19 protein-coding genes and 1 pseudogene are annotated in these 19252 nt (G+C 30.2%); 14 read left to right on the top strand and 6 right to left on the bottom strand.

Going from position 1 to position 19252, the window contains the following annotated elements:
* Positions 1-250 precede the first annotated feature (250 nt).
* Positions 251-2134: a MutS-related protein gene (locus KM800_RS14085; protein WP_058953304.1), complete on the top strand. Its 1884-nt coding sequence runs from the start codon at positions 251-253 to the stop codon at positions 2132-2134.
* A 151-nt stretch (positions 2135-2285) separates the two neighbouring features.
* Complete coding sequence (locus tag KM800_RS14080) at positions 2286-3470, top strand: macrolide family glycosyltransferase (RefSeq protein WP_058953305.1); 1185 nt, start codon at positions 2286-2288, stop codon at positions 3468-3470.
* Here KM800_RS14080 and KM800_RS14075 read toward each other — a convergent pair.
* Positions 3467-3664: a hypothetical protein gene (locus tag KM800_RS14075; protein WP_058953306.1), complete on the bottom strand. Its 198-nt coding sequence runs from the start codon at positions 3662-3664 to the stop codon at positions 3467-3469. The genes KM800_RS14080 and KM800_RS14075 overlap by 4 nt on opposite strands.
* A 126-nt stretch (positions 3665-3790) precedes the next feature.
* Here KM800_RS14075 and tnpA (KM800_RS14070) point away from each other — a divergent pair, with 126 nt between their 5' ends.
* The 3 genes from tnpA (KM800_RS14070) to tnpC all read left to right on the top strand — a co-directional run bounded on the left by tnpA (KM800_RS14070) (position 3791) and on the right by tnpC (position 6130).
* Positions 3791-4156 (top strand): IS66 family insertion sequence element accessory protein TnpA, encoded by a 366-nt coding sequence (tnpA, locus tag KM800_RS14070; RefSeq protein ID WP_058953307.1) that lies wholly within the window; start codon positions 3791-3793, stop codon positions 4154-4156.
* Positions 4146-4502: an IS66 family insertion sequence element accessory protein TnpB gene (tnpB, locus tag KM800_RS14065; protein ID WP_058953308.1), complete on the top strand. Its 357-nt coding sequence runs from the start codon at positions 4146-4148 to the stop codon at positions 4500-4502. The genes tnpA (KM800_RS14070) and tnpB overlap by 11 nt, the downstream gene beginning before the upstream one ends.
* Positions 4503-4588: 86 nt before the next feature.
* Entirely contained in the window at positions 4589-6130 is a 1542-nt protein-coding gene (tnpC, locus tag KM800_RS14060; RefSeq protein ID WP_058953309.1) for an IS66 family transposase, read from the top strand.
* Here the strand turns inward: tnpC and KM800_RS14055 are convergent.
* Positions 6046-6387, bottom strand: coding sequence for a hypothetical protein (locus KM800_RS14055; RefSeq protein WP_155594215.1), 342 nt, complete (start codon positions 6385-6387; stop codon positions 6046-6048). The two genes, tnpC and KM800_RS14055, sit on opposite strands and share 85 nt — an antisense overlap.
* A gap of 70 nt (positions 6388-6457) precedes the next feature.
* Here KM800_RS14055 and KM800_RS14050 point away from each other — a divergent pair, with 70 nt between their 5' ends.
* Genes KM800_RS14050 through KM800_RS14040 form a run of 3 tightly spaced genes read left to right on the top strand, consistent with a single transcriptional unit; the run spans position 6458 to position 9305 of the window.
* On the top strand, positions 6458-7603 hold the full coding sequence (locus tag KM800_RS14050; protein ID WP_217813650.1) for a helix-turn-helix domain-containing protein: 1146 nt from the start codon (positions 6458-6460) through the stop codon (positions 7601-7603).
* Positions 7575-8492, top strand: coding sequence for an ABC transporter ATP-binding protein (locus KM800_RS14045; protein ID WP_217813649.1), 918 nt, complete (start codon positions 7575-7577; stop codon positions 8490-8492). Before KM800_RS14050 ends, KM800_RS14045 begins: the two co-directional genes overlap by 29 nt.
* 18 nt (positions 8493-8510) lie before the next feature.
* The gene (locus KM800_RS14040; protein ID WP_217813648.1) at positions 8511-9305 is read left to right on the top strand and encodes an ABC transporter permease subunit; all 795 of its coding nucleotides are present in this window, start codon (positions 8511-8513) and stop codon (positions 9303-9305) included.
* Positions 9306-9437: 132 nt separating this feature from the next.
* Here KM800_RS14040 and KM800_RS14035 read toward each other — a convergent pair whose 3' ends face one another.
* On the bottom strand, positions 9438-10862 hold the full coding sequence (locus KM800_RS14035; RefSeq protein ID WP_058953313.1) for an MDR family MFS transporter: 1425 nt from the start codon (positions 10860-10862) through the stop codon (positions 9438-9440).
* A 138-nt stretch (positions 10863-11000) separates the two neighbouring features.
* Here KM800_RS14035 and KM800_RS14030 point away from each other — a divergent pair, with 138 nt between their 5' ends.
* Both KM800_RS14030 and KM800_RS14025 read left to right on the top strand, forming a co-directional pair.
* Positions 11001-11603 carry a TetR/AcrR family transcriptional regulator gene (locus tag KM800_RS14030; protein WP_058953314.1) on the top strand — a complete coding sequence of 201 codons (603 nt, stop codon included), beginning with the start codon at positions 11001-11003 and terminating at the stop codon, positions 11601-11603.
* A gap of 137 nt (positions 11604-11740) precedes the next feature.
* Positions 11741-12163 (top strand): hypothetical protein, encoded by a 423-nt coding sequence (locus KM800_RS14025; RefSeq protein ID WP_217813647.1) that lies wholly within the window; start codon positions 11741-11743, stop codon positions 12161-12163.
* A 56-nt stretch (positions 12164-12219) separates the two neighbouring features.
* Here the strand turns inward: KM800_RS14025 and KM800_RS14020 are convergent, their stop codons facing one another.
* Complete coding sequence (locus KM800_RS14020) at positions 12220-12399, bottom strand: aspartyl-phosphate phosphatase Spo0E family protein (RefSeq protein WP_254906569.1); 180 nt, start codon at positions 12397-12399, stop codon at positions 12220-12222.
* A gap of 186 nt (positions 12400-12585) precedes the next feature.
* A complete protein-coding gene (locus KM800_RS14015; RefSeq protein WP_217813646.1) occupies positions 12586-13473 on the bottom strand; it encodes a DMT family transporter in 888 nt (295 codons plus the stop codon).
* Positions 13474-13737: 264 nt separating this feature from the next.
* Between KM800_RS14015 and KM800_RS14010 the strand changes: the two genes are divergently transcribed.
* Positions 13738-14457 carry a hypothetical protein gene (locus KM800_RS14010; RefSeq protein WP_217813645.1) on the top strand — a complete coding sequence of 240 codons (720 nt, stop codon included), beginning with the start codon at positions 13738-13740 and terminating at the stop codon, positions 14455-14457.
* Positions 14458-14568: 111 nt separating this feature from the next.
* Here KM800_RS14010 and KM800_RS14005 read toward each other — a convergent pair whose 3' ends face one another.
* A complete protein-coding gene (locus tag KM800_RS14005; RefSeq protein WP_217813644.1) occupies positions 14569-16239 on the bottom strand; it encodes an MFS transporter in 1671 nt (556 codons plus the stop codon).
* Between the two features lie 144 nt (positions 16240-16383).
* On the opposite strand from KM800_RS14005, the gene KM800_RS14000 reads away from it, so the two are divergent.
* From KM800_RS14000 to tnpA (KM800_RS13990), 3 genes and pseudogenes are all read left to right on the top strand, one after another.
* On the top strand, positions 16384-17016 hold the full coding sequence (locus KM800_RS14000) for a TetR/AcrR family transcriptional regulator (RefSeq protein WP_217813643.1): 633 nt from the start codon (positions 16384-16386) through the stop codon (positions 17014-17016).
* Between the two features lie 399 nt (positions 17017-17415).
* Positions 17416-18351 carry a helix-turn-helix transcriptional regulator gene (locus KM800_RS13995; protein ID WP_217813642.1) on the top strand — a complete coding sequence of 312 codons (936 nt, stop codon included), beginning with the start codon at positions 17416-17418 and terminating at the stop codon, positions 18349-18351.
* A gap of 303 nt (positions 18352-18654) precedes the next feature.
* A pseudogene (tnpA, locus tag KM800_RS13990) lies at positions 18655-18990 on the top strand (IS200/IS605 family transposase); the annotation flags it as partial.
* Positions 18991-19252: the final 262 nt, after the last annotated feature.

Raw genomic sequence — 19252 nt, 5'->3', positions numbered from 1 at the left:
ATTGAAATAGCTCAATGTAGAACACATTATAAAAAATAATAAAACACAGCAGTAAATACTAATTTTATATAATATTTATAAAAATTAACATTTATTATAATAATATTATTGTATATTAGATTTATAGGGTTCTCATAGCTAGGAAGATATTGTTGTTATTAAACTTATACATGGTGTTGTGGTTTTTAAATATTCATATTAGTAATTGAAGGGGGAAATCAAGTTTTATAGATGTAGGGAGGAATATGGGGTGATATCACCACTAAAAGAATATGAAAAGAGGAAATTTAAGTACAACTCATTGCTTAAAAAGGAGCATAAATATAAAAATAACATAAGTAATTTAAGATTAGCTGTCTTTATATTAGGAATTATAGCTTTAATAATAATGTACTTATTAAAAAAATATTTTTTGTTTGATTCTATATTATTAGATATGCTTATTTTACTTTTTTATTTAGCATATATACAGAAAAATATAACAAATAAAAAGAAATTATTAGCTGCATTATATGAAGTGAATGAAATTTCAACAAAACGACTAAATGGAAGATGGAAGATATTTAATGATAATGGCGAAGAGTTTATAGATAAACATCATAAATATTCATATGATCTTGATATTTTTGGAAACAATTCTTTATTTCAGTGGATGAATACAGCTCACACTTATGTTGGCAGGTTAAAGTTAAAGGAAATATTAACAGAAAAACCTCAGAATGAACATAATATATATGATAGACAATCTGCAATTATGGAACTTGGACCGAAAGTATATTTTAGGCAAAGGCTTGAGGCAGAAGGAAAAATAATTTATAATAATGAGCAAGATCCTAAGAAACTTTTTTCATGGATAGGGGCAAGTGAAAATTGTAGATTAAAAAAACAGGTAACCTGGATTTTAAAAATCCTTTCAATGGTAACTGCAATAACTAGTTTAATGTTGGCAATTAGAGTAATTAATTATTTGTTAAATATTTTTATTGATACTGACCGAAGTTTACCGAAAATATTTTATGTTATTCCTTATTATGTTCCCATTTTTTTGGTCTCAATTCAATGTATTATTCTAAGAATAAAAAGAAAAGATAGATTAAAAAATTTAGTTGTTGCTGAAAAATATAATTATAATATAAAAATGTATAAAGGTATGCTTAAGCATATAGAAAAATATAAATTTAAATCAAAGTATATATTGAATTTATATAAAAAACTCTATAATAATGATGGTCTAGGTGCTTCTAAACAGTTAGAGGCTTTTTCTAGAATTTGTGGATCTATAGCTAATAGACGTAATATGCTATATTCTATTTTGAATCCTATTCTACTGTTGGACTATCATTGGAATATTTCTGTTGAGAGCTGGAAAATAAAATCAGGAAAGAATTTTAAAAAGTGGATTGATGTAATAGGAGAACTGGAAGTATTAAGTAGTATTTCAACTATTAAATATAATAATCCTTGTTGGACTATGCCTAAAATTATAAATGGTTCATCAAGAATCACAGCAAAAACTATTGGACATCCTCTCCTTGGAGAAAAACGAGTATGTAATAGTCTGAATATAGGAAAATCATATTCGGTTATGCTTATAACAGGTTCTAATATGTCTGGTAAAAGCACTTTTATGAGAACTGTAGGAGTTAACATTATATTAGCATATACAGGAGCTCCTGTATGTGCAGAACAATTTTGCTGTACTATTATTGATCTCTATACTTGTATGCGAATAGATGATAATCTGGCACAGAATATATCTTCTTTTTATGCAGAAATATTAAAAATCAAAAATATTGTCAAGGCTTCAAAAGAAAGAAAAAATGTATTATTTTTATTAGACGAAATTTTTAAAGGAACAAATTCAATAGATAGGCATACTGGGGCTATGATTTTAATAAGTCAATTGAGTAGAAATGGAAATTTAGGGATTGTTTCCACTCATGATTTAGAGTTAGGTAAAATGGCAGATTATAAAAATTCAAAAATTAAAAATTATCATTTCTCTGAATATTATACAGAAAATAAGATTTATTTTGATTATAAATTGAAACTTGGAATTTCGTCTACAAGAAATGCTGTATATTTAATGAAATTAGCTGGGATTGAAATAGAAGCAATTAATGAGTTTGATTGATATTTACATTAGTCATAAACTATAAATCATAACCAGCTTATAAAGAAAATATAAAATTATTAAAAAATATTTTGAATTCCATAGATGGCAAGAAAAACTCGGCACTTGTTATTTGGGATTACCTAATAAAAAATTAATTTAGGAGGTCAATATGAAAAAAATAGTGTTTTTTTGTATTCCTGCATATGGCCACACAAATCCAACAATACCCGTAGTTAATGAATTGACTAAGAGAGGACATGAAGTATGGTACTATTCTTTTAACATGTTTAAGGAAAAAATCGAATCTGTGGGAGCAAAGTTTATTAGTTGTGATGAATATTTGCCGGAATTGCGTTCCAAAGATGAGAAAAAAGTAGGAAAAGATTTTGCTGCATTAATTGAAATGGTAGTTGATACAACAATTAGTTTAGATAAAAAGGTGTGCAGTGAGTTACAAGAATTTAATCCAGATTGTATTGTATCAGATTCTATATGCATTTGGGGAAAACTTCTTGCAATGAAATTAAATATTCAATATATATGTTCAACTACAACATTTGCATTTAATCAATACACAGCAAAAATGATGAAGCGCGGCATTGGAGAAATTATTCGTACTATTATAGGAATTCCTCGCGTCAATAAAAAGATGAAACTTTTAAAAATAAACGGCTATAATGTAAAAAATTTTATTTCTCTCATACAAAATGATAATGCTACCAATACTATAGTGTACACATCAAAGGAATTTCAGCCTATGTCTGAAACATTCTCGGACAAATATGTGTTTGTAGGTCCATCTGTAATGGATGTAGAATCAAAAGAGCTTAGGTATGAACGCAGAACGGTTTATATTTCCCTAGGGACTATATTAAATAAAAATTATAGCTTTTATAAAAATTGCATCCAGGCATTAAAGGAATGTGACGTAGATGTAATTATGTCTGTGGGTGAAAAAACAGAGATTTCCGATTTAGGAGAAATACCAATTAACTTTCAAGTAAAAGCTAGGGTAGATCAAATTAAAGTACTAAAAAGAGCTGATGCATTTTTGACACATTGTGGTATGAACAGCGTAAGTGAAAGTTTGTATTATCGTGTTCCCATGCTGTTATTTCCACAGCATAGTGAACAGGCATTGGTGGCAAAACGTACAGTGGAACTAGGAGCAGGTCTTATGCTTAAGAGGAATAAACCTAATGATATAAAAAATGCTATTGAACAGATATTAAATGATCACAAGTATAAAGAAAATGCAGATAAAATATCAAAAAGTTTTAAAGCTGCTGGTGGTGCAAAAAAGGCGGCAGATATGATTTTAGCGGTGATAAATAATGGCAAATTCAAGAATTAATTGGATGACAATGAACTTACAATAGTATCTGCAACCAACTTAAGTTTTGATTCATCTATAATGGAAACTGTATCCTGGGGTCCATTTATTTTTAAATTTTTATCATAAGATTGACCTATACATAATGATGGAATTTTATTTTCATTAAATATATAATAATCACCAAATTCTTTATATGCTTTTTTTACATTCATATCTTTAGGCTGTAAACGTCAAATAAGAAAGTGGATAGAAAGTATTTAAAAAGTGTGAGATAATCTTCTAAAATAAGTTTTAAAGTTTTTAAAGTTGACTTGAAAAACTTTAAAAGGAGATTTTAGATGGATATACAAAAAACAACTCAAGATTATAGAATGAACAAATGGATTAAAATTATACGCGAGCGCCGAGATAGTGGGGAAAATGTAACCTCATGGTGCAGAAATAATGGAATTAAGACAAACAGTTATTACTATTGGTTAAGAAAAATACGTGCAGCTGCCTGCAAGGCTCTTCCTTCTATAAAATCTGAAGGACAAATAGTTCCTTTGGATGTATCTAATTCTACAGATTCAACTTATGTTTCTTCAGAGACAACTCAAGCTGATATTGTTATTCGTTTAGGTTCTGCCGTGTTGGAAATTCATAATAGTGCTTCGCCTAGCTTAATTGAAAATACTATAAAGGTGCTTAAAAATGTTAGGTGACATTTCAAAGGCAGAAAAAATATATATTGCAACTGGATATACAGATATGAGAAAGTCAATTGATGGATTATCTGCGATTGTACAGCAGAATTTTGAATTGAATCCCTTTCAGAATAGTTTGTTTCTATTCTGCGGACGAAAAAGAGATAGAATGAAGGCATTGTACTGGGAAGGTGATGGTTTTGTACTTCTATATAAAAGATTGGAAAATGGTTGTTTTCAATGGCCGCAAAATTCACAGGATGTAAAACTCATAACACCACGGGAATTTCGCTGGCTTCTGGAAGGCCTTTCATTGAATCAGCCAAAGGCTGTAAAAAAAGTAGATGTACAAAAAGCTCTGTAGTGTCAGAGAAATCTGAAATCATGCGGTTTTATAAAATTTCATGGTATAATAATAGATATAAAAACTAGTAAAGGAACTGTCTCATTATGTATACTGAGCATGAAATTTTAAAGCTTAAAAACCGTATAACTCAGCTGGAACAGGAGAATAAGACTCTCCATGAGACAGTTGAATTTTTAACTCATAAGTTATTTGGCAGAAGCAGTGAAAAAACATCTGTAATTACAGGTCAGATAAATCTTTTCAATGAAGCAGAGATTGAAAGCAGCCCTTCTGCACCAGAACCAAACTTACAGGAAGTATCAAAATATAGACGTAAGAAGTTCAAAGGTCAAAGAGCAGAGCTTATAAAAGATATCCCTCATGATACAGTGATTTGCAGTCTTGAAGAAGACGAGCGTTTCTGTGAAAAATGTGGGACACCTTTAGAACGTATTGGCAGAGAATTTATCCGTACAGAAATAGAATTTATCCCGGCTAGGGTGCGTGTTATAGACTATTACCGTGAATCTTACGAGTGTAGAAAGTGCAGAAAAAAAGGACTGCCTTATATAGAAAAATCACCAATGCCATATCCTGTAATTCAGCATTCAATGGCTTCGCCATCTACAGTTGCCCACATTATGTATGAGAAGTATGTTAATTCTCTTCCACTATATCGTCAGGAAAGAGAATGGGAGTCATTAGGTGTAAAACTCAGCCGTGCAACTATGAGCAACTGGATTATGGTGGCATCAAGAAACTGGCTGACGCCACTTACAAATCTTATGCGTAAGAAACTTACGGAAGAACAATATCTGCATGCAGATGAAACCCCTGTACAGGTACTTATGGAACCTGGGAGGAAAAACACATCAGAATCCTATATGTGGGTATACAGCACATATGCCGGTAGTCAAACGCCGATAAGGCTGTTTGATTACAAGCCCTCAAGAAGTGGAGATTGTCCTCAGAAATTTTTAAAGGGCTTTAAAGGTTTCCTGCATACGGATTGTTATAAAGGCTACAATAAAGTTAAGGGAATAACAAGATGTCTGTGCTGGACACATCTTAGAAGATATTTTGTTGAAGCACTTCCTAAAGACATAGATAGCCCTGAGGCTACACTTCCAGCAAAAGGAATTGATTTTTGCAATAGACTTTTTGCAGAAGAAAAATTAATAGAAAAGCTTACACCAGATGAGCGAAAAACAGAGCGTCTTGAAACGGAAAAACCGATTCTAGATGCCTTTTGGAGCTGGATTAATTCCATAAAAGACAGCTGCCTTCCTAAATCAAAACTTGGGAAAGCAATAAATTATGCATTAGGTAATAAAAAAGGATTTATGAATTATCTTCTGGATGGAAATTGTGCTATTTCCAACAATCTATCGGAAAATAGCATAAGACCATTTACAATAGGAAGGAAAAACTGGCTCTTCAGTGGAAGTCCCAGGGGAGCTGAGGCCAGTGCAGCAGACTATAGTATAATTGAAACAGCTAAAGCTAATGGATTAGAACCCTACAGCTATCTTGAATTTTTGTTCAAAAATCTACCAGGTGTTCAATTTGAAGCACACCCTGAATTTTTAGAAGAATATCTACCCTGGGATCCATGGGTACAATCCTCATGCAAAAAGGACAAGTAACAAGCTATGATCATTCTAACGGATGTCCATAACTTGTTTATTTTTTCCAAATGAACACCGGGTAATTCACCGCTTACTTTAGGCTTTGTCTTTAGTAATGTAACGGCAAAATTTCCCTTGCCATTTATAGTAAATATCTGCGGATTATTATCACCTTTTTGTGCTATTGAATCAATATTTATAACTGCCTTTATATTCTTTTTATCATCAGGTGTTAACTCATTAGAACTGTGTTTCCTACAGGTTGACTTTTTCAACTGAAATCAACTGCAAATCTATTTACAGGAAATGGGTCAGCATATAAAATATTAATTAGAGGTGATAGATATGAGAGAGTTAAATATAGGAAAATGTATTATTCAGAAGAGAAAAGAAAGAAAAATAACTCAGCAGCAATTGGCAGATTACATTGGAGTTTCTAAAGCATCTGTTTCCAAATGGGAATCTGGGTTGAGTTATCCTGATATTTTACTCCTGCCTCAGCTTGCAGCATATTTTAATATTTCAGTAGATGAATTAATGGGATATTCTCCACAACTTGCAAAGGAGGATATTAAAAAAATTTATAATAAACTTTCACATGAATTTACTGTAAAGACATTTGATGAAGTTATGGAACAGTGTAATAAGTTAATAAAAAAATACTATTCCTGTTTTCCATTTTTACTTTCCATGGTTCAATTATTATTAAACTATTCCGGTTTGATAAAAGATGAGACAATAAAAAAAGAAATTTTTCAGCAATGTATATTGTTAAGCAGGAGAGTGAAAGAGGAGTCAGAAAACATTTCTGACATAAAAAATGCCAATACAAAGGAAGCATTGGCGGAAATGGCACTGGGAAACAGCCCAAAAGTTATCCACTTGCTGGATAATAAATTGGCTCCGTATAGTGGAGATGATGTCATATTGGTCAATGCATATCGGATGCAGGGGGAAACTGCTCAAGCAAAGGTTGTTAATCAGATACTTCTCTATAACAATGTAATAAATACATTGGCACTTTTACACAATTACCTTTCATTGAACATGAAGGAACCAGTTTTATTTGAAAAGATTTATTCTCAGGGTATTCAAATTATCGAGTCTTTTGAGTTAACGAATATTTTGACAAATGATGTTTTTGGAATCCATAGTACTGCTGCACAAGGATATCTGATTCAGCAAGAAAGACAAAAGGCAATGGATGCTCTAGATAGATATGTGAATACTATTTGCAGTATACAATTTCCATTGAGTTTTAAAGCAAATGAATATTTCAATCAGGTAGCTAAATGGTTTGAGGATAACAATTGTATTGGCACCAATGTTCCTGTAGATGAGATAACACTCAAGAAAACTTTTATTTGTATAGTTGCCGAAAATCCTGCATTTACACCTTTAAGAGAAGATGAACGTTATAAATTGATTGTTAAAAAATTGAAAGAAAAGTTGGGTGAAACAGATGAATGCAATGAATATAGAAAATCTTGAAAAATCCTATGATGGGAAGGTAAATGCGTTGAATGGTATAAGTTTAAGCATACCAAAAGGAAAAATATTCGGTTTTCTTGGCCCCAATGGTTCAGGAAAAACCACTGCAGTTAGAATTCTCAATGGAATTCTCTCACCAACATCAGGACATGCTGAAATTTTAGGTATACCTATAGGTAAAAATAATATTGATATTCATAGATTATGTGGAGTTATGACCGAAAGTTCCTGCTGTTATGAAAATCTTACTGCAGAGCAAAATCTAATATTCTTTGGAAAAATGCACGAAATTGAGGAAAAAATACTTGATGAACGTGTTGATTACATATTGAAAAGGCTGGAGTTGCTGGACGTAAAGGATAAAAAGGTGAAATCTTTCAGCACTGGGATGAAAAAGAGAATTTATCTGGCTATAGCACTGATTCACAATCCTGAAATTTTATTCCTTGATGAACCTACTTCTGGCTTGGATCCAGAAAATGCACTGAATGTTACAAGACTTATAAAAGAACTTGCAGAGGAAAACCAGGTTACAATCTTTCTCTGTACCCATCAATTAAAATATGCTGAAGATATTTGTACACTATATGGTTTTATAAACAATGGAAATATACTTGGCTTAGGTACATTTGATGAACTTGCTTCAAAGAAAAATGCGGCCCTTCGATTAAAAATTAGAGGTAAGGATATTTCAGAAAAATTTGGATTTGCCAACGAACATGATGATGTATACAGCAAATCTATTTTAGGAGATAAAGAGGCAAATACTTTAATAAAAGGAATACTTGCAAGTGGTGGAGAAATTTATGAGGCTGTACAGAAAAAATGGTCTTTGGAAGAGCTGTACTTTAAATATATAAAAGGTATATCTGATAATGCAACATTATAAGTTTGGAGTGATTGAATTATGAGTAAAAGTGAAAAAGCATTGATATACAAAGATATAAATGAAATAATAACTTCAAAAAGGGTTATTATTCCAATGACTATTGTGCCTATTATCATGGTTGTAATCATACCATTGGTAATATTGATAAGCGCTAATTATATTGGAAAGGATTTAAGTATATTTACAAAAATGGCACCTCTTATAAAAAAATTGCCTTCTGAATATGCTGCATACAACCCTTCGCAACTTTTAATAAAAATAATAATGAACCTTATATTCCCATCATATTTTCTTATAATTCCCATAATGTGCTCGGGAGTTATTGGTGCCAGTAGTTTTGTGGGAGAAAAGGAACATAAAACTATGGAGTCGCTGCTTTACACGCCAATATCCATGGAACGATTGCTTAGAGCTAAAATTTTAGGAGTCTTTGTGCCTTCTTACATCATTACGTTGATTTCATTTATAATTTTTGGCATACTATTTAACATAGGAGGTTTTATCTATTTTTCAAAACTTATTTTTCCAGATGCAAAATGGCTCATAATTATACTATGGATTTCACCTGCGATCAATTTACTATCCCTGATATTTACTGTGTTGGTATCGGCAAAATCAGAAACATTCCAGGAAGCACAACAGGTAAGCGGCCTTCTCGTCATTCCCATTATTCTTGTATTAGTGGGTCAAATGACAGGCGTATTTTTGATCAGTAAGTCTGTAATGATTATAGGCGGAGGAGTTATACTGATACTTGATTACATATTGATAAAGAGAATTTCCTCTAGGTTTATTCCTGAGAGATTAATTTAGTTCAGATTAAATATGCACTAAGAACTACTGCATAGATTAAAACCCTTAAAGGAAAGGCAAATAGCCCTTCCTTTCTTTCATACAATGTATCTAATTATATAAACAATATTACCTATTAAAGATACTTTTTCATTAATTACTTGCATTACTAGATAGCACTGATTTAGATTTTGCCTCTAGTTTATTGGTCAAAAACAATGCAGGAATAATCATAGCTGCTGTAAAAATCAAGCTTGTAATAAATCCTGCGTGAAAAGCATTGGAAATATTGATGGTTGCAAGCTTTTTTCCAATCATATGGTTACTTACAATAGTGGATAAAACTGCTGAACCAAATGCAGCCCCAATATTTTGGATGATTCGGGTAGCAACACTGGCTTGTGGAATTTGTATTTTTTCGAGTCCTATATAAGAATCACTCATTATAGGAATTGTAACTCCTCCAATACCTATACCTCTCACAAGTAGAATGGCCCATATAATCCAAGGATTTGTTCCCATATCAAAGAAAGCAAATGGAAGTGTACCGATGATTGTAATAATTATAGAAGTCAGTACTACAAAACGGGCACCTATTCTATCTGTCATTTTACCAACTATGGATCGTGTCATCAGCATGCCCGCTCCCTGTGGAATAAGCCACAATGCCGAGGTAATTACATCTAAGCCTCTCACTTCCTGGAAAAATATTGGGAAAAGCAGCATGGGACCATTGGTTGCAAGCCCTGCCAAAAATAAAGCTATAAAAGAAGCACTAAAATTTTTAGATTTAAAAAGCTTTAGAGGAATCAATGCTTTTTCTTTCATTTTCCATGCATAAATCGTGTATACTATTATCGAAATTAGTCCTATAACAATAGCAAAAATGCCAGTTATATTATTTCCGGTTCCTTTGATTTTGGTAATACCATAGATAAACATTCCTGATGTCAGACCAAGTAGAATAATTCCAGGTAAATTCATTTTGGCTTTAGTATTTGTAGGTTCAAATTTGGGAAGTTTGAAGTACATTAGTATTAGTGCAATTATACCAACTGGTAGATTTACAAAAAACAGCCAATGCCATGTCACGTGTTTTAAAATCAAGCCTCCTATAATGGGACCTACAATAGGACCAAAAACAATAGGGATTCCCACAATGGACATTAAACTTCCAAGATTTTCTTGACCTGCTATATTAACTACCATGGTAGTCAATGTAGGAATCATGAGGCCAGCTGCGAATCCTTGAAAAATACGAAATATTATTAGACTTTGTATATTCCACGCCATACCTGAAAGCAGCGATGATATCAAAAAAAGACCTAATGTACTCATAAATATTTTTTTGCCGTCAAATTTTTGCACTAGCCATCCTGAAAATGGAACTGCAATTCCTAGAGAAAGGGTATATCCGGTAACTACCCATTGCATGACTGAAAATGTAGTTGAAAACAATTTTGACAAATCGTTGACTGCAATATTGACAATGGTAGAATCAAACATTGGTGGAAGTGCGCCAAGCACCAAAATCATGCAAATGCTAATTACACCTTTTGGAATTTTTTCTTTTTTCAAGTTTAACATCTCCTTACAGTACAATATGTACCTTAATTTAATCTCATTATATACCACCGTAAATTAAAGCACAATATGTATCTTAAAATTTATATGTTATAATAATTTAAGAAGTTTTCATAGATAGGGGATATATGGATGATGAAAGAAACAAATAGAAATATACGCAAACGTGGAAATGTATTGCTTGAAAGTATATATGATGCAACTGTAAAAGTTATAAAAGAAGTTGGTTATGCTAATCTTACATTTCAGCAAATTGCAAAGACTGCAAAAACCAGCCGTACTGTAATATACAGGCGTTGGGCTACAAAATTTGATTTAATCCGGGAGATAAAGGAATATAAAAAGTCTATTGTATTAGATGGTGAATTATCTGACGAAATACAGAAAACTGAAAGTCTGAGAGAGGATTTATTACAGTTACTTACGCTTTATCAGAAAGTTTATATGGGGGTTGGCCCTGAAATTATGAGTGCATTTCTATTTGAGTTAAGTCAAAATAATGATAAGATAGCTGAAATTAAAATAATTGCCAAAGAGAAAAATATTATGATTATGAAAAAATTGTTGGAATTTGCTAAGGAACGTGGTGATAGAATAAAAAAAGTAAGCAATGAGACATTAGTGCTTCCCTTTGACTTGATTCGTATAGAAAACATCCTGCGAAAAAATGACATTGATGAGGATCGTCTGGCATCACTGATTGATGAGATATTGCTTCCAGTATTTGAAGAATAATAATGAGGATCCTAGAAGAGCTGATTTAATAAGGGCTCTTTTTTTACCGGGACTTTTTTCATATAACAAAATAAGGTATAATTGTAATATGTTAGTTAATAGATAAATTTAATTTCATTTAAGGGAGGATGGACATTATGATAAAGACTAGAACTAAAATTGTAATTCCAGTATGTGTTGTATTGGCTATTTTAATAGCATTTTCAGTGAAATATTTTAATATGTCAAGTGGTAGTGGTAGTTTTAATATTACTAGAGCCATTGAACTTAACACTAAAAATAGTATGAAGATGTACTATCATAGTTTTAGTGGAAATAAATATACTTCATTAAAACTCAAAAAAGGTGATAAGTTGATTTTGAATGTATCGGTAACAACTAAACAGGGAAATTTGAAAGTAAGCCTGAACAATGGAAATAATAAAGAATTGTTCAGTACTGAAAATCCTAAAAAGACTGTTACTAAAACAATTAATATAAATGAAAATGACAATTACAGGCTGAAAGTTTCAGGAAAACATAAAGGCAGCTTTTATATTAAATGGAGAGTAGAAAGTTAAAACTACAATAAATTCTTTATAATAAATAGCCAGACATTGACTGTTTACAAGCCTGGCTATTTACAGGGCCTATAATATGCATTTTTAGCTTTTGTATATTCATTTAATAGTATGTCTAATTTTTGACTTTCAGCAACTATTTTGGAACTAGTTAAATTTCCTATCTGTTTTATATATCGTTCCAGTAAAGATCTTTGTTCATCTATTTTTTTAATCATCAGTTTAAGTTTAATCATAGTATTCTCCTCTTATTTTATAATTTAATACTATACCATATTAGGAGCGCATTGTAAATACAAAAATAACAATTATTTCAATAATATCCTTTTCATAGATAAAATATATCATTTTATTTGTGAAAAGGATCGATTAAAGTTATTATTTCAATATTTATTGAATAGGATGTAGTGAATTGATATAAATTATTTGATAAATTTGCTAAATTTCATTAAATTTAGCTCAGATATAATTGTTCCAACTAATATCAAAGAACATCCAATGACTTTACTAAAAGTTAATATCTCAACAGTTCCATTTGAGCTGGGAATTATTAGAGCAAAAAATAATCCAAATACTGGCTCAAGTGTGAATATCAATGCTGTATGAGTAGGCGATGTGAATTTCTGTACAAATGTTTGTCCTGTAAATGCCAGAGCAGTTCCTAATACCCCTGTTACAAACAAAGTAATAAATATGTTGTAATTGAATATCATATGTTTGGATCCTGTAAAAATCCAAATAATACTACAAATAATACTGGAAAATGCAATTTGAACTATTCCTATAAGAATAGGGTCTTGATTTTTCACAAATCTATCTATAAATATTATTTGAAAAGCGATGCATATAGCACATAACAATGTGAGAAATTCTCCAAATGTAAACTTGAAGTTTAATCCTCCTGATAAAAAGAACATCCCCAGGAATGCCAGTATAACTCCAATAACTGATGACAGGCTTGTCTTTCTTTTGAAAAATATAGCAAGAAAAATAGGAACCATCAATACATTTAAGCTGGTTATAAATGATGAATTGGATGCTGTAGTAAAGTTAAGACCTAATACCTGAAATACCAATGATCCAGATAACATTAATCCTATTAGACATCCGTATTTTATAATTTCTAAATTTAAGAATTTAATTCTTTTATGAAAAATTAACAATAATACTGCAGTTGCTGTTAAAAATCTCAATGATAAGAATTGAAATGTTGACATTGAATCCAGTACATTTTTCATTAAAATAAAAGTGGATCCCCAAACTATTGTTATGCATAAGAGCAATATATCTGATTTGAATTTTCTGGACATAAATTGTGTATCCTTTCCTAGAGAAGTAATATTTTGTTTCTTACAAGTATATATTTTACTCCTAATGATTTACAATAATCAACACACGAGCATTGAAGTACATATTATATATTGATATAATTTAAAATGGAAAAATTACTTGTATTTTCCAAAGATAAATTTGAATTGTAAATAGAGCAATATAGTATAAATAAAAAATAAAGAAAGTAAGAAGTGATTCTATAATTACAAGTTTGCTGAAAATTATTAATAGGGGGCTGTGAAATGATTGAATCAATTAAAATTGAATTAGAAAAGTTTAATTTCAATAAATATATAAAGAGTGCGATTGCAGCTGATATTATAATCCTGATTTTTCTTTTATGTGTATTTTTTATTTTTACAAGTGATCCAATAAAAGGCTTAAAGATAGATTCACTATCAAGATATTCAACTTTTTTTACCATGATAGACAGTATAGTTAGAGCTATATTTATGATTTTATCCAGTATACTTATTTGGAATATTATTATCAGGGAATTAAAGAATGGAAAAATGGATGCATTATTTTCAAATACAATAGATGGAAGAAATACAATTATGGCTAAAATTATTATTGTTGTTATGTTCACTTTCTTAACTATAATGTTGTCAAATATTTTTCTGGAAGTTGGTTTCTATTTTTTAAATAAAGTTTTTAATTTGGTACCTGATAAGTTAAATTTAAATTTCATAACAATAAATACTTTAGCTATTCTTATGTACGCAATTACATCATCTATCATGAACCTAATATCCATGTATTTTGGTATAATTACAAAATCAATTTTTGTAACAACCTTAGTATCTATTATTTTAGTTTGTATTGTATGCTCATATAACAATGGATTTTCACTAAATTCCATAACGATAATACCATTGTCGCTTGCAGCTTTGGGAATATTGACTTCATTTTTATCAATAAAACATATGGAAAATTTGTATATAAAAGATAATGCAATTTAGTCATTGTTTTTAATTGAATTTTAAATAATTTTGAGAAAAAAGTTCTTCGTGATTATATGATTAAAATGCTATATAATTGGGAAGAACTTTTTATAAAATAAATTTTGTAAATTATGCATTTTGCTTTAGATTATCTTCAACATCAGCATTCTCTTCTCTTTTACAATTGAATGGTACTACAATTAACCCAAATGCAGTAATTATGCCAATAATTAAAAAGCACTTGTTGTAAACTTTAATAGTTTCATTGTCTTTTGTAGTTTTTGCATAATCAATAATTTTGTAAATTTCATTTTTCTGTGTGCTAAATTTTTCCTTTACAGTGCTCTGCATATTTTCTGGAACACTTTTTAATACTTGTCTTTCATTATTTTCAAGAGATTTTGCCAGCTGATCTTTTGAAAAAGTACTTGTACTATTCAATTTTGAAGTATTTATATGGTTGGTAATAGTAGTTTTTATATTTTGGGACAGCACAACACTTGAATTTACCTTGTTTAAAATTTGAGTTTTTGTATTGTTTGTCGCTGCAGCAGCAAAATGACTGCTTAATGTTGAAACAAAAGCAATGGCAACACATGCTACAACCTGTCTTGCACTATTCAGTATTCCAGATGCAATTCCATTTTTGTTCTTTGGAATATTTTCAAATGCTGTTTGATATAGAGAAGAAGTTGCTCCAATTCCCAGCCCTGCTATAATAAATGCAATATGAATTATTTTAATATTGTTTGAACTGTTCATAAATACAAATAGAAAATCTCCCCAAGCTATACATATAATTGCAATGAAAGATGTTACTCTTCCAGAGGTCTTTTTTAAAATTAATCCCATTATAGGTGATGCAAAGAATGACACCAGACTTCCTATTCCTATTGTCAATCCAGCTTTTAAAACTGAATATTGGAGCTGATTTTGAAGATAAAAATTCATTAAATAGGATAGTGGCATATATGCAAAGAAATTTATGGAAATCAATATGACTGAAGCAGCATAAGTCCTAACCTTGAACAACTTAAATTCTATTATAGGATTTTGAATTCTGCTCTCATATATCAAAAATGCCAAAATTGACAGGATTGATGTTACTATTAAAGTAACTATTTTTACACTGCCCCATCCATAATCATTTCCTTTTGAAAGGAAAAAGGTTAGTGCGCCAAGTCCATATACTAAAAGTACAGTTCCAAGCATGTCAAATTTCTTTTCAATTGTTTCATCACAGGATTCATTCAGATATTTAAGTCCAAAAATTAAAGCTATTATTACAAATGGAACATTTATGTAAAATATTGCCCTGAAACTTAAGGCCTCATTTAGAAGACCGCCTATTACAGGCCCTGATGCAGCTGAAATGGATATTACCATTCCTACAAGTATTGCCAGTTTATTCATTGCATTTTTTCCAAAAACATCTATACCAAGTGGTATTGAAAGAGGAGTCAATATGGCAGCACCTATACCTTGTATAATTCTAAAAACTACAAGCATAGTCAATGAAGTGGAAAGTCCACAGCAAATGGAGGCTATACAGAAAACAACAAGTCCAATTAAAAAGAGCTTTTTCCTGCCATAAATGTCAGCTATCTTGGAAAAGTTGATGAGTAGTGAGGAAAATACTATCAAATAGGCTGTGCTCACCCAGGATACACCTGTTATATTTGTTTTAAAATAAGATGCCATTGAGGGCATCGATACATTGACTATAGTAGTATCCAACACAGTTAAGAAACATGCTATGACGATTGATATGCCTGCCAGTACTTTTTGAGTTTTATTCATAAACTACACCTCTGAATTCAAAATATGAAATATATTTCATATTCATATTTTATCATTGACATTTTAAAAGTCAATAGTATGAAATGAGTTTCATATTATTGACTTTAATATACAGCTGAAGTATTATTGAAGCAGGTGAATGATATGAATAGAAAAATAAGAAAACCAACACAGAAAAGGTCACTTGAAAAATATAATAAAATTATTGAATCCGCTTTCAAGCTTTTTAACGAAAAGGGTTATTACAATACAACAACAGCTGATATTGCAAAAGAGGCCAATGTTGCTACGGGTTCAGTCTACTCTTATTTTGAAGATAAAAAGGATATTTTTATGCAGGTTGTTAAAAAAATCGATGCAAGCTTTGATTATCCAACTAAAACTTTCTGGACAAAAAACAACAAAAAAGATTTGACTGATTATGATGTATTCAAGACACTTATTAATCAATTTTTAAAGCTTATGATTCGATATCATAATTTCTCAAATACATACAATAATGATATGGAAGCTCTTAAACTTCTGGATGAGGACATAAAAAACCTTAAATTCAAATTATATGGACGAAGAATAGAAATTATAAGACAGACTTTAAATGTGCTGCCGTATTCGTATAAAAGTGTTAAGGATATGGATACTTTTATATATTATTTATATATGTTGATGGATAACTTGTGTCATAAAATAGTTTATGATTCTGAATTCGAAGATAGAGATATTTATACTGATAAATGTACAAAAATGCTTTATGTTCTGTTTAAGGATAGCATCAAGTAAATCTTGATTAAATACTGAAGATATTAAAAATATTAAGTAATACATTTCAAAGAAGGTTTTATAAGAACTATGTGGTATGTAAATAATCTTTAAATTGTGGATTTAAGTCAATAAAATAGATATAAAATATCTAATATCCAAGTAGATTTTTATTAATATTGTTAGAAGCAATATTATTATATAGAGCTAAGAATTTTAATACTGTTTATACTACGACTCAAAATGACTCAATGCAAGTATTGTTATAGTGATAAAATAAAGGATATGATGACGAAAGTTACTATATTTCACTAAGTAAAGGTTTTATATTATATAAAAATAACATTAAAGGAAATTTAAGTTTTATATAAAATAATAAAATATTAAGTATTAAGTAAATAAAATTTGAGGAGATTTAGTATGAGTAAATTTTCTAATTTATTGGACATGATAATTCTTTTAAAAAGTAGAGGAAAGATGAAATGTAAAGATATAGCAGAGGAACTTGAGGTAGATGAGAGACAGGTAAGAAAATACAAACAGGATCTTGAATTAGCTGGAGTGAATATAAATTCAACATCAGGTATTGACGGTGGATATAGTATAAATGGATATGACTATTTATTAAATATGAATATAAGTGAAGAAGAATTGTCAGTACTTAATTTAGCCAACATTCAGCTGAAAAGTATGGGCTTTTTTTACTATAAAGAATTTAATCGCTTAATGGATAAAATAAATATTTTTAATAAATCTAATGATAATGTAATTGTGCAATACTTTGAAAAATCAGCAAAAGAAAATATGGATGATAAAAATAAAAAGAAAACACTTGATATAAATTATGCCATAATAACAAGAAGGAAAGTGCATATTGAATATTTTTCTTTGAGTTCCGGATTGGGTGATAGAGTGATACATCCATATGTAATTATAAGTTACAAAGGGGCTCTTTATATAATAGCATTTTGTGAAAAAAGAAATGAAATAAGGGATTTTAAAATATCTAGAATCAAGAAATATAGTATTTTTGACTTTAAATTTAAACTTGATAAAAATTTTGATTTAAAAAAATATATGAAAGATAGTTTTGGAATCTATAGGGACGATAGGCTAAATGTTAAATTGCGTATTTATAAACCTATGTCTTATATAATAAGTGAAAAGATATGGGTTGAAAATCAAAAAATTACATGGAATGACGATGAATCTATAATATTTGAGGCGTCTATGACTGGAAAAACAGAAATAGTAAGCTGGATATTAAGTATGGGAAGCAGTGTAAAAGTTAAGGATCCACCAGAACTTAAAAAAATAATTAAAGAGGAAATTGATAAAGTAAGAAATTATTATTGAAAAAATTTATTATATAGGTTAATGTTAATTTACAGTAGACTTAATATTTTTATAAGAACTAAGTGGTATGTAAATATTTGATATTTATGTTAAACATTTATTGAATTAAAATTTTATATTAACTAAGTGGAGTACTGATTGTATTATAAAAAATTACAATCAGTATTTTTATTGTCCAAAAGAAAACCACCTGCTGTGCAGGTGAGTTCAGAAGAGCTTAAGCGATGAACAAAAAACCTCACTTTGATAAAATATAAGTGGTCTCGTCAGCCAAATCTATAAATCAAAGGAGGTTTGCCATAAATGGACAAGAACAGTTTAGCACATACTAAGTGGAGATGTAAATATCATGTAGTATTTGCACCAAAGTATAGAAGGAAAGAAATATATGGAGAAAGAAGAAAAGAGATAGGGAAAATATTGAGGGAGCTATATAATTGGAAGGGAGTAGAGATACTAGAAGCAAATGCATGTGAAGATAATATACATATGCTTTTATCAATACCACCAAAGATAAGTGTATCCGGTTTTATGGGATTTTTAAAAGGAAAGAGCAGTTTAATGATATTTGAAAGATTCTCAAATTTAAAATATAAATATGGAAATAGGCATTTTTGGTGTAGAGGATATTATGTTGATGTGCGACCTTAGAGGGGTCATCTGGATTATGCGTAAGCATTACCCTTTCATTTTGGGGTATTCCTATCGTCGGGGCGTTTAACGTAAGTTTTGGGTTCTAAGCAGATCGAGACAATGAAGTAAGTACGGTAGCTACAGCCGCAACTACAGCCGCAACTACAGCTAGGAAAAGATTCATATGGATAACAGAAGTGAAGTATTGCAAAATCGTCAAGTATATAAGGCGATAGGAATTCAAGATTTGTTCCAATCGAAAGATAGC

Source organism: Clostridium tyrobutyricum (assembly GCF_019144085.1).
Classification (GTDB): Bacteria; Bacillota; Clostridia; order Clostridiales; family Clostridiaceae; genus Clostridium_B; species Clostridium_B tyrobutyricum_A.
Note: the sequence above shows the minus strand (reverse complement) of the source record. Positions and strands in the feature narration are given on the sequence as shown.

Coding starts and splice junctions, on each gene's coding strand:
- KM800_RS14080 (WP_058953305.1), top strand. CDS start 2,286: ATGAAAAAAATAGTGTTTTTTTGTATTCCTGCATATGGCCACACAAAT.
- KM800_RS14075 (WP_058953306.1), bottom strand. CDS start 3,664: ATGAATGTAAAAAAAGCATATAAAGAATTTGGTGATTATTATATATTT.
- tnpA (WP_058953307.1), top strand. CDS start 3,791: ATGGATATACAAAAAACAACTCAAGATTATAGAATGAACAAATGGATT.
- tnpB (WP_058953308.1), top strand. CDS start 4,146: ATGTTAGGTGACATTTCAAAGGCAGAAAAAATATATATTGCAACTGGA.
- tnpC (WP_058953309.1), top strand. CDS start 4,589: ATGTATACTGAGCATGAAATTTTAAAGCTTAAAAACCGTATAACTCAG.
- KM800_RS14050 (WP_217813650.1), top strand. CDS start 6,458: ATGAGAGAGTTAAATATAGGAAAATGTATTATTCAGAAGAGAAAAGAA.
- KM800_RS14045 (WP_217813649.1), top strand. CDS start 7,575: ATGAATGCAATGAATATAGAAAATCTTGAAAAATCCTATGATGGGAAG.
- KM800_RS14040 (WP_217813648.1), top strand. CDS start 8,511: ATGAGTAAAAGTGAAAAAGCATTGATATACAAAGATATAAATGAAATA.
- KM800_RS14030 (WP_058953314.1), top strand. CDS start 11,001: ATGATGAAAGAAACAAATAGAAATATACGCAAACGTGGAAATGTATTG.
- KM800_RS14025 (WP_217813647.1), top strand. CDS start 11,741: ATGATAAAGACTAGAACTAAAATTGTAATTCCAGTATGTGTTGTATTG.
- KM800_RS14020 (WP_254906569.1), bottom strand. CDS start 12,399: ATGATTAAACTTAAACTGATGATTAAAAAAATAGATGAACAAAGATCT.
- KM800_RS14015 (WP_217813646.1), bottom strand. CDS start 13,473: ATGTCCAGAAAATTCAAATCAGATATATTGCTCTTATGCATAACAATA.
- KM800_RS14010 (WP_217813645.1), top strand. CDS start 13,738: ATGATTGAATCAATTAAAATTGAATTAGAAAAGTTTAATTTCAATAAA.
- KM800_RS14005 (WP_217813644.1), bottom strand. CDS start 16,239: ATGAATAAAACTCAAAAAGTACTGGCAGGCATATCAATCGTCATAGCA.
- KM800_RS14000 (WP_217813643.1), top strand. CDS start 16,384: ATGAATAGAAAAATAAGAAAACCAACACAGAAAAGGTCACTTGAAAAA.
- KM800_RS13995 (WP_217813642.1), top strand. CDS start 17,416: ATGAGTAAATTTTCTAATTTATTGGACATGATAATTCTTTTAAAAAGT.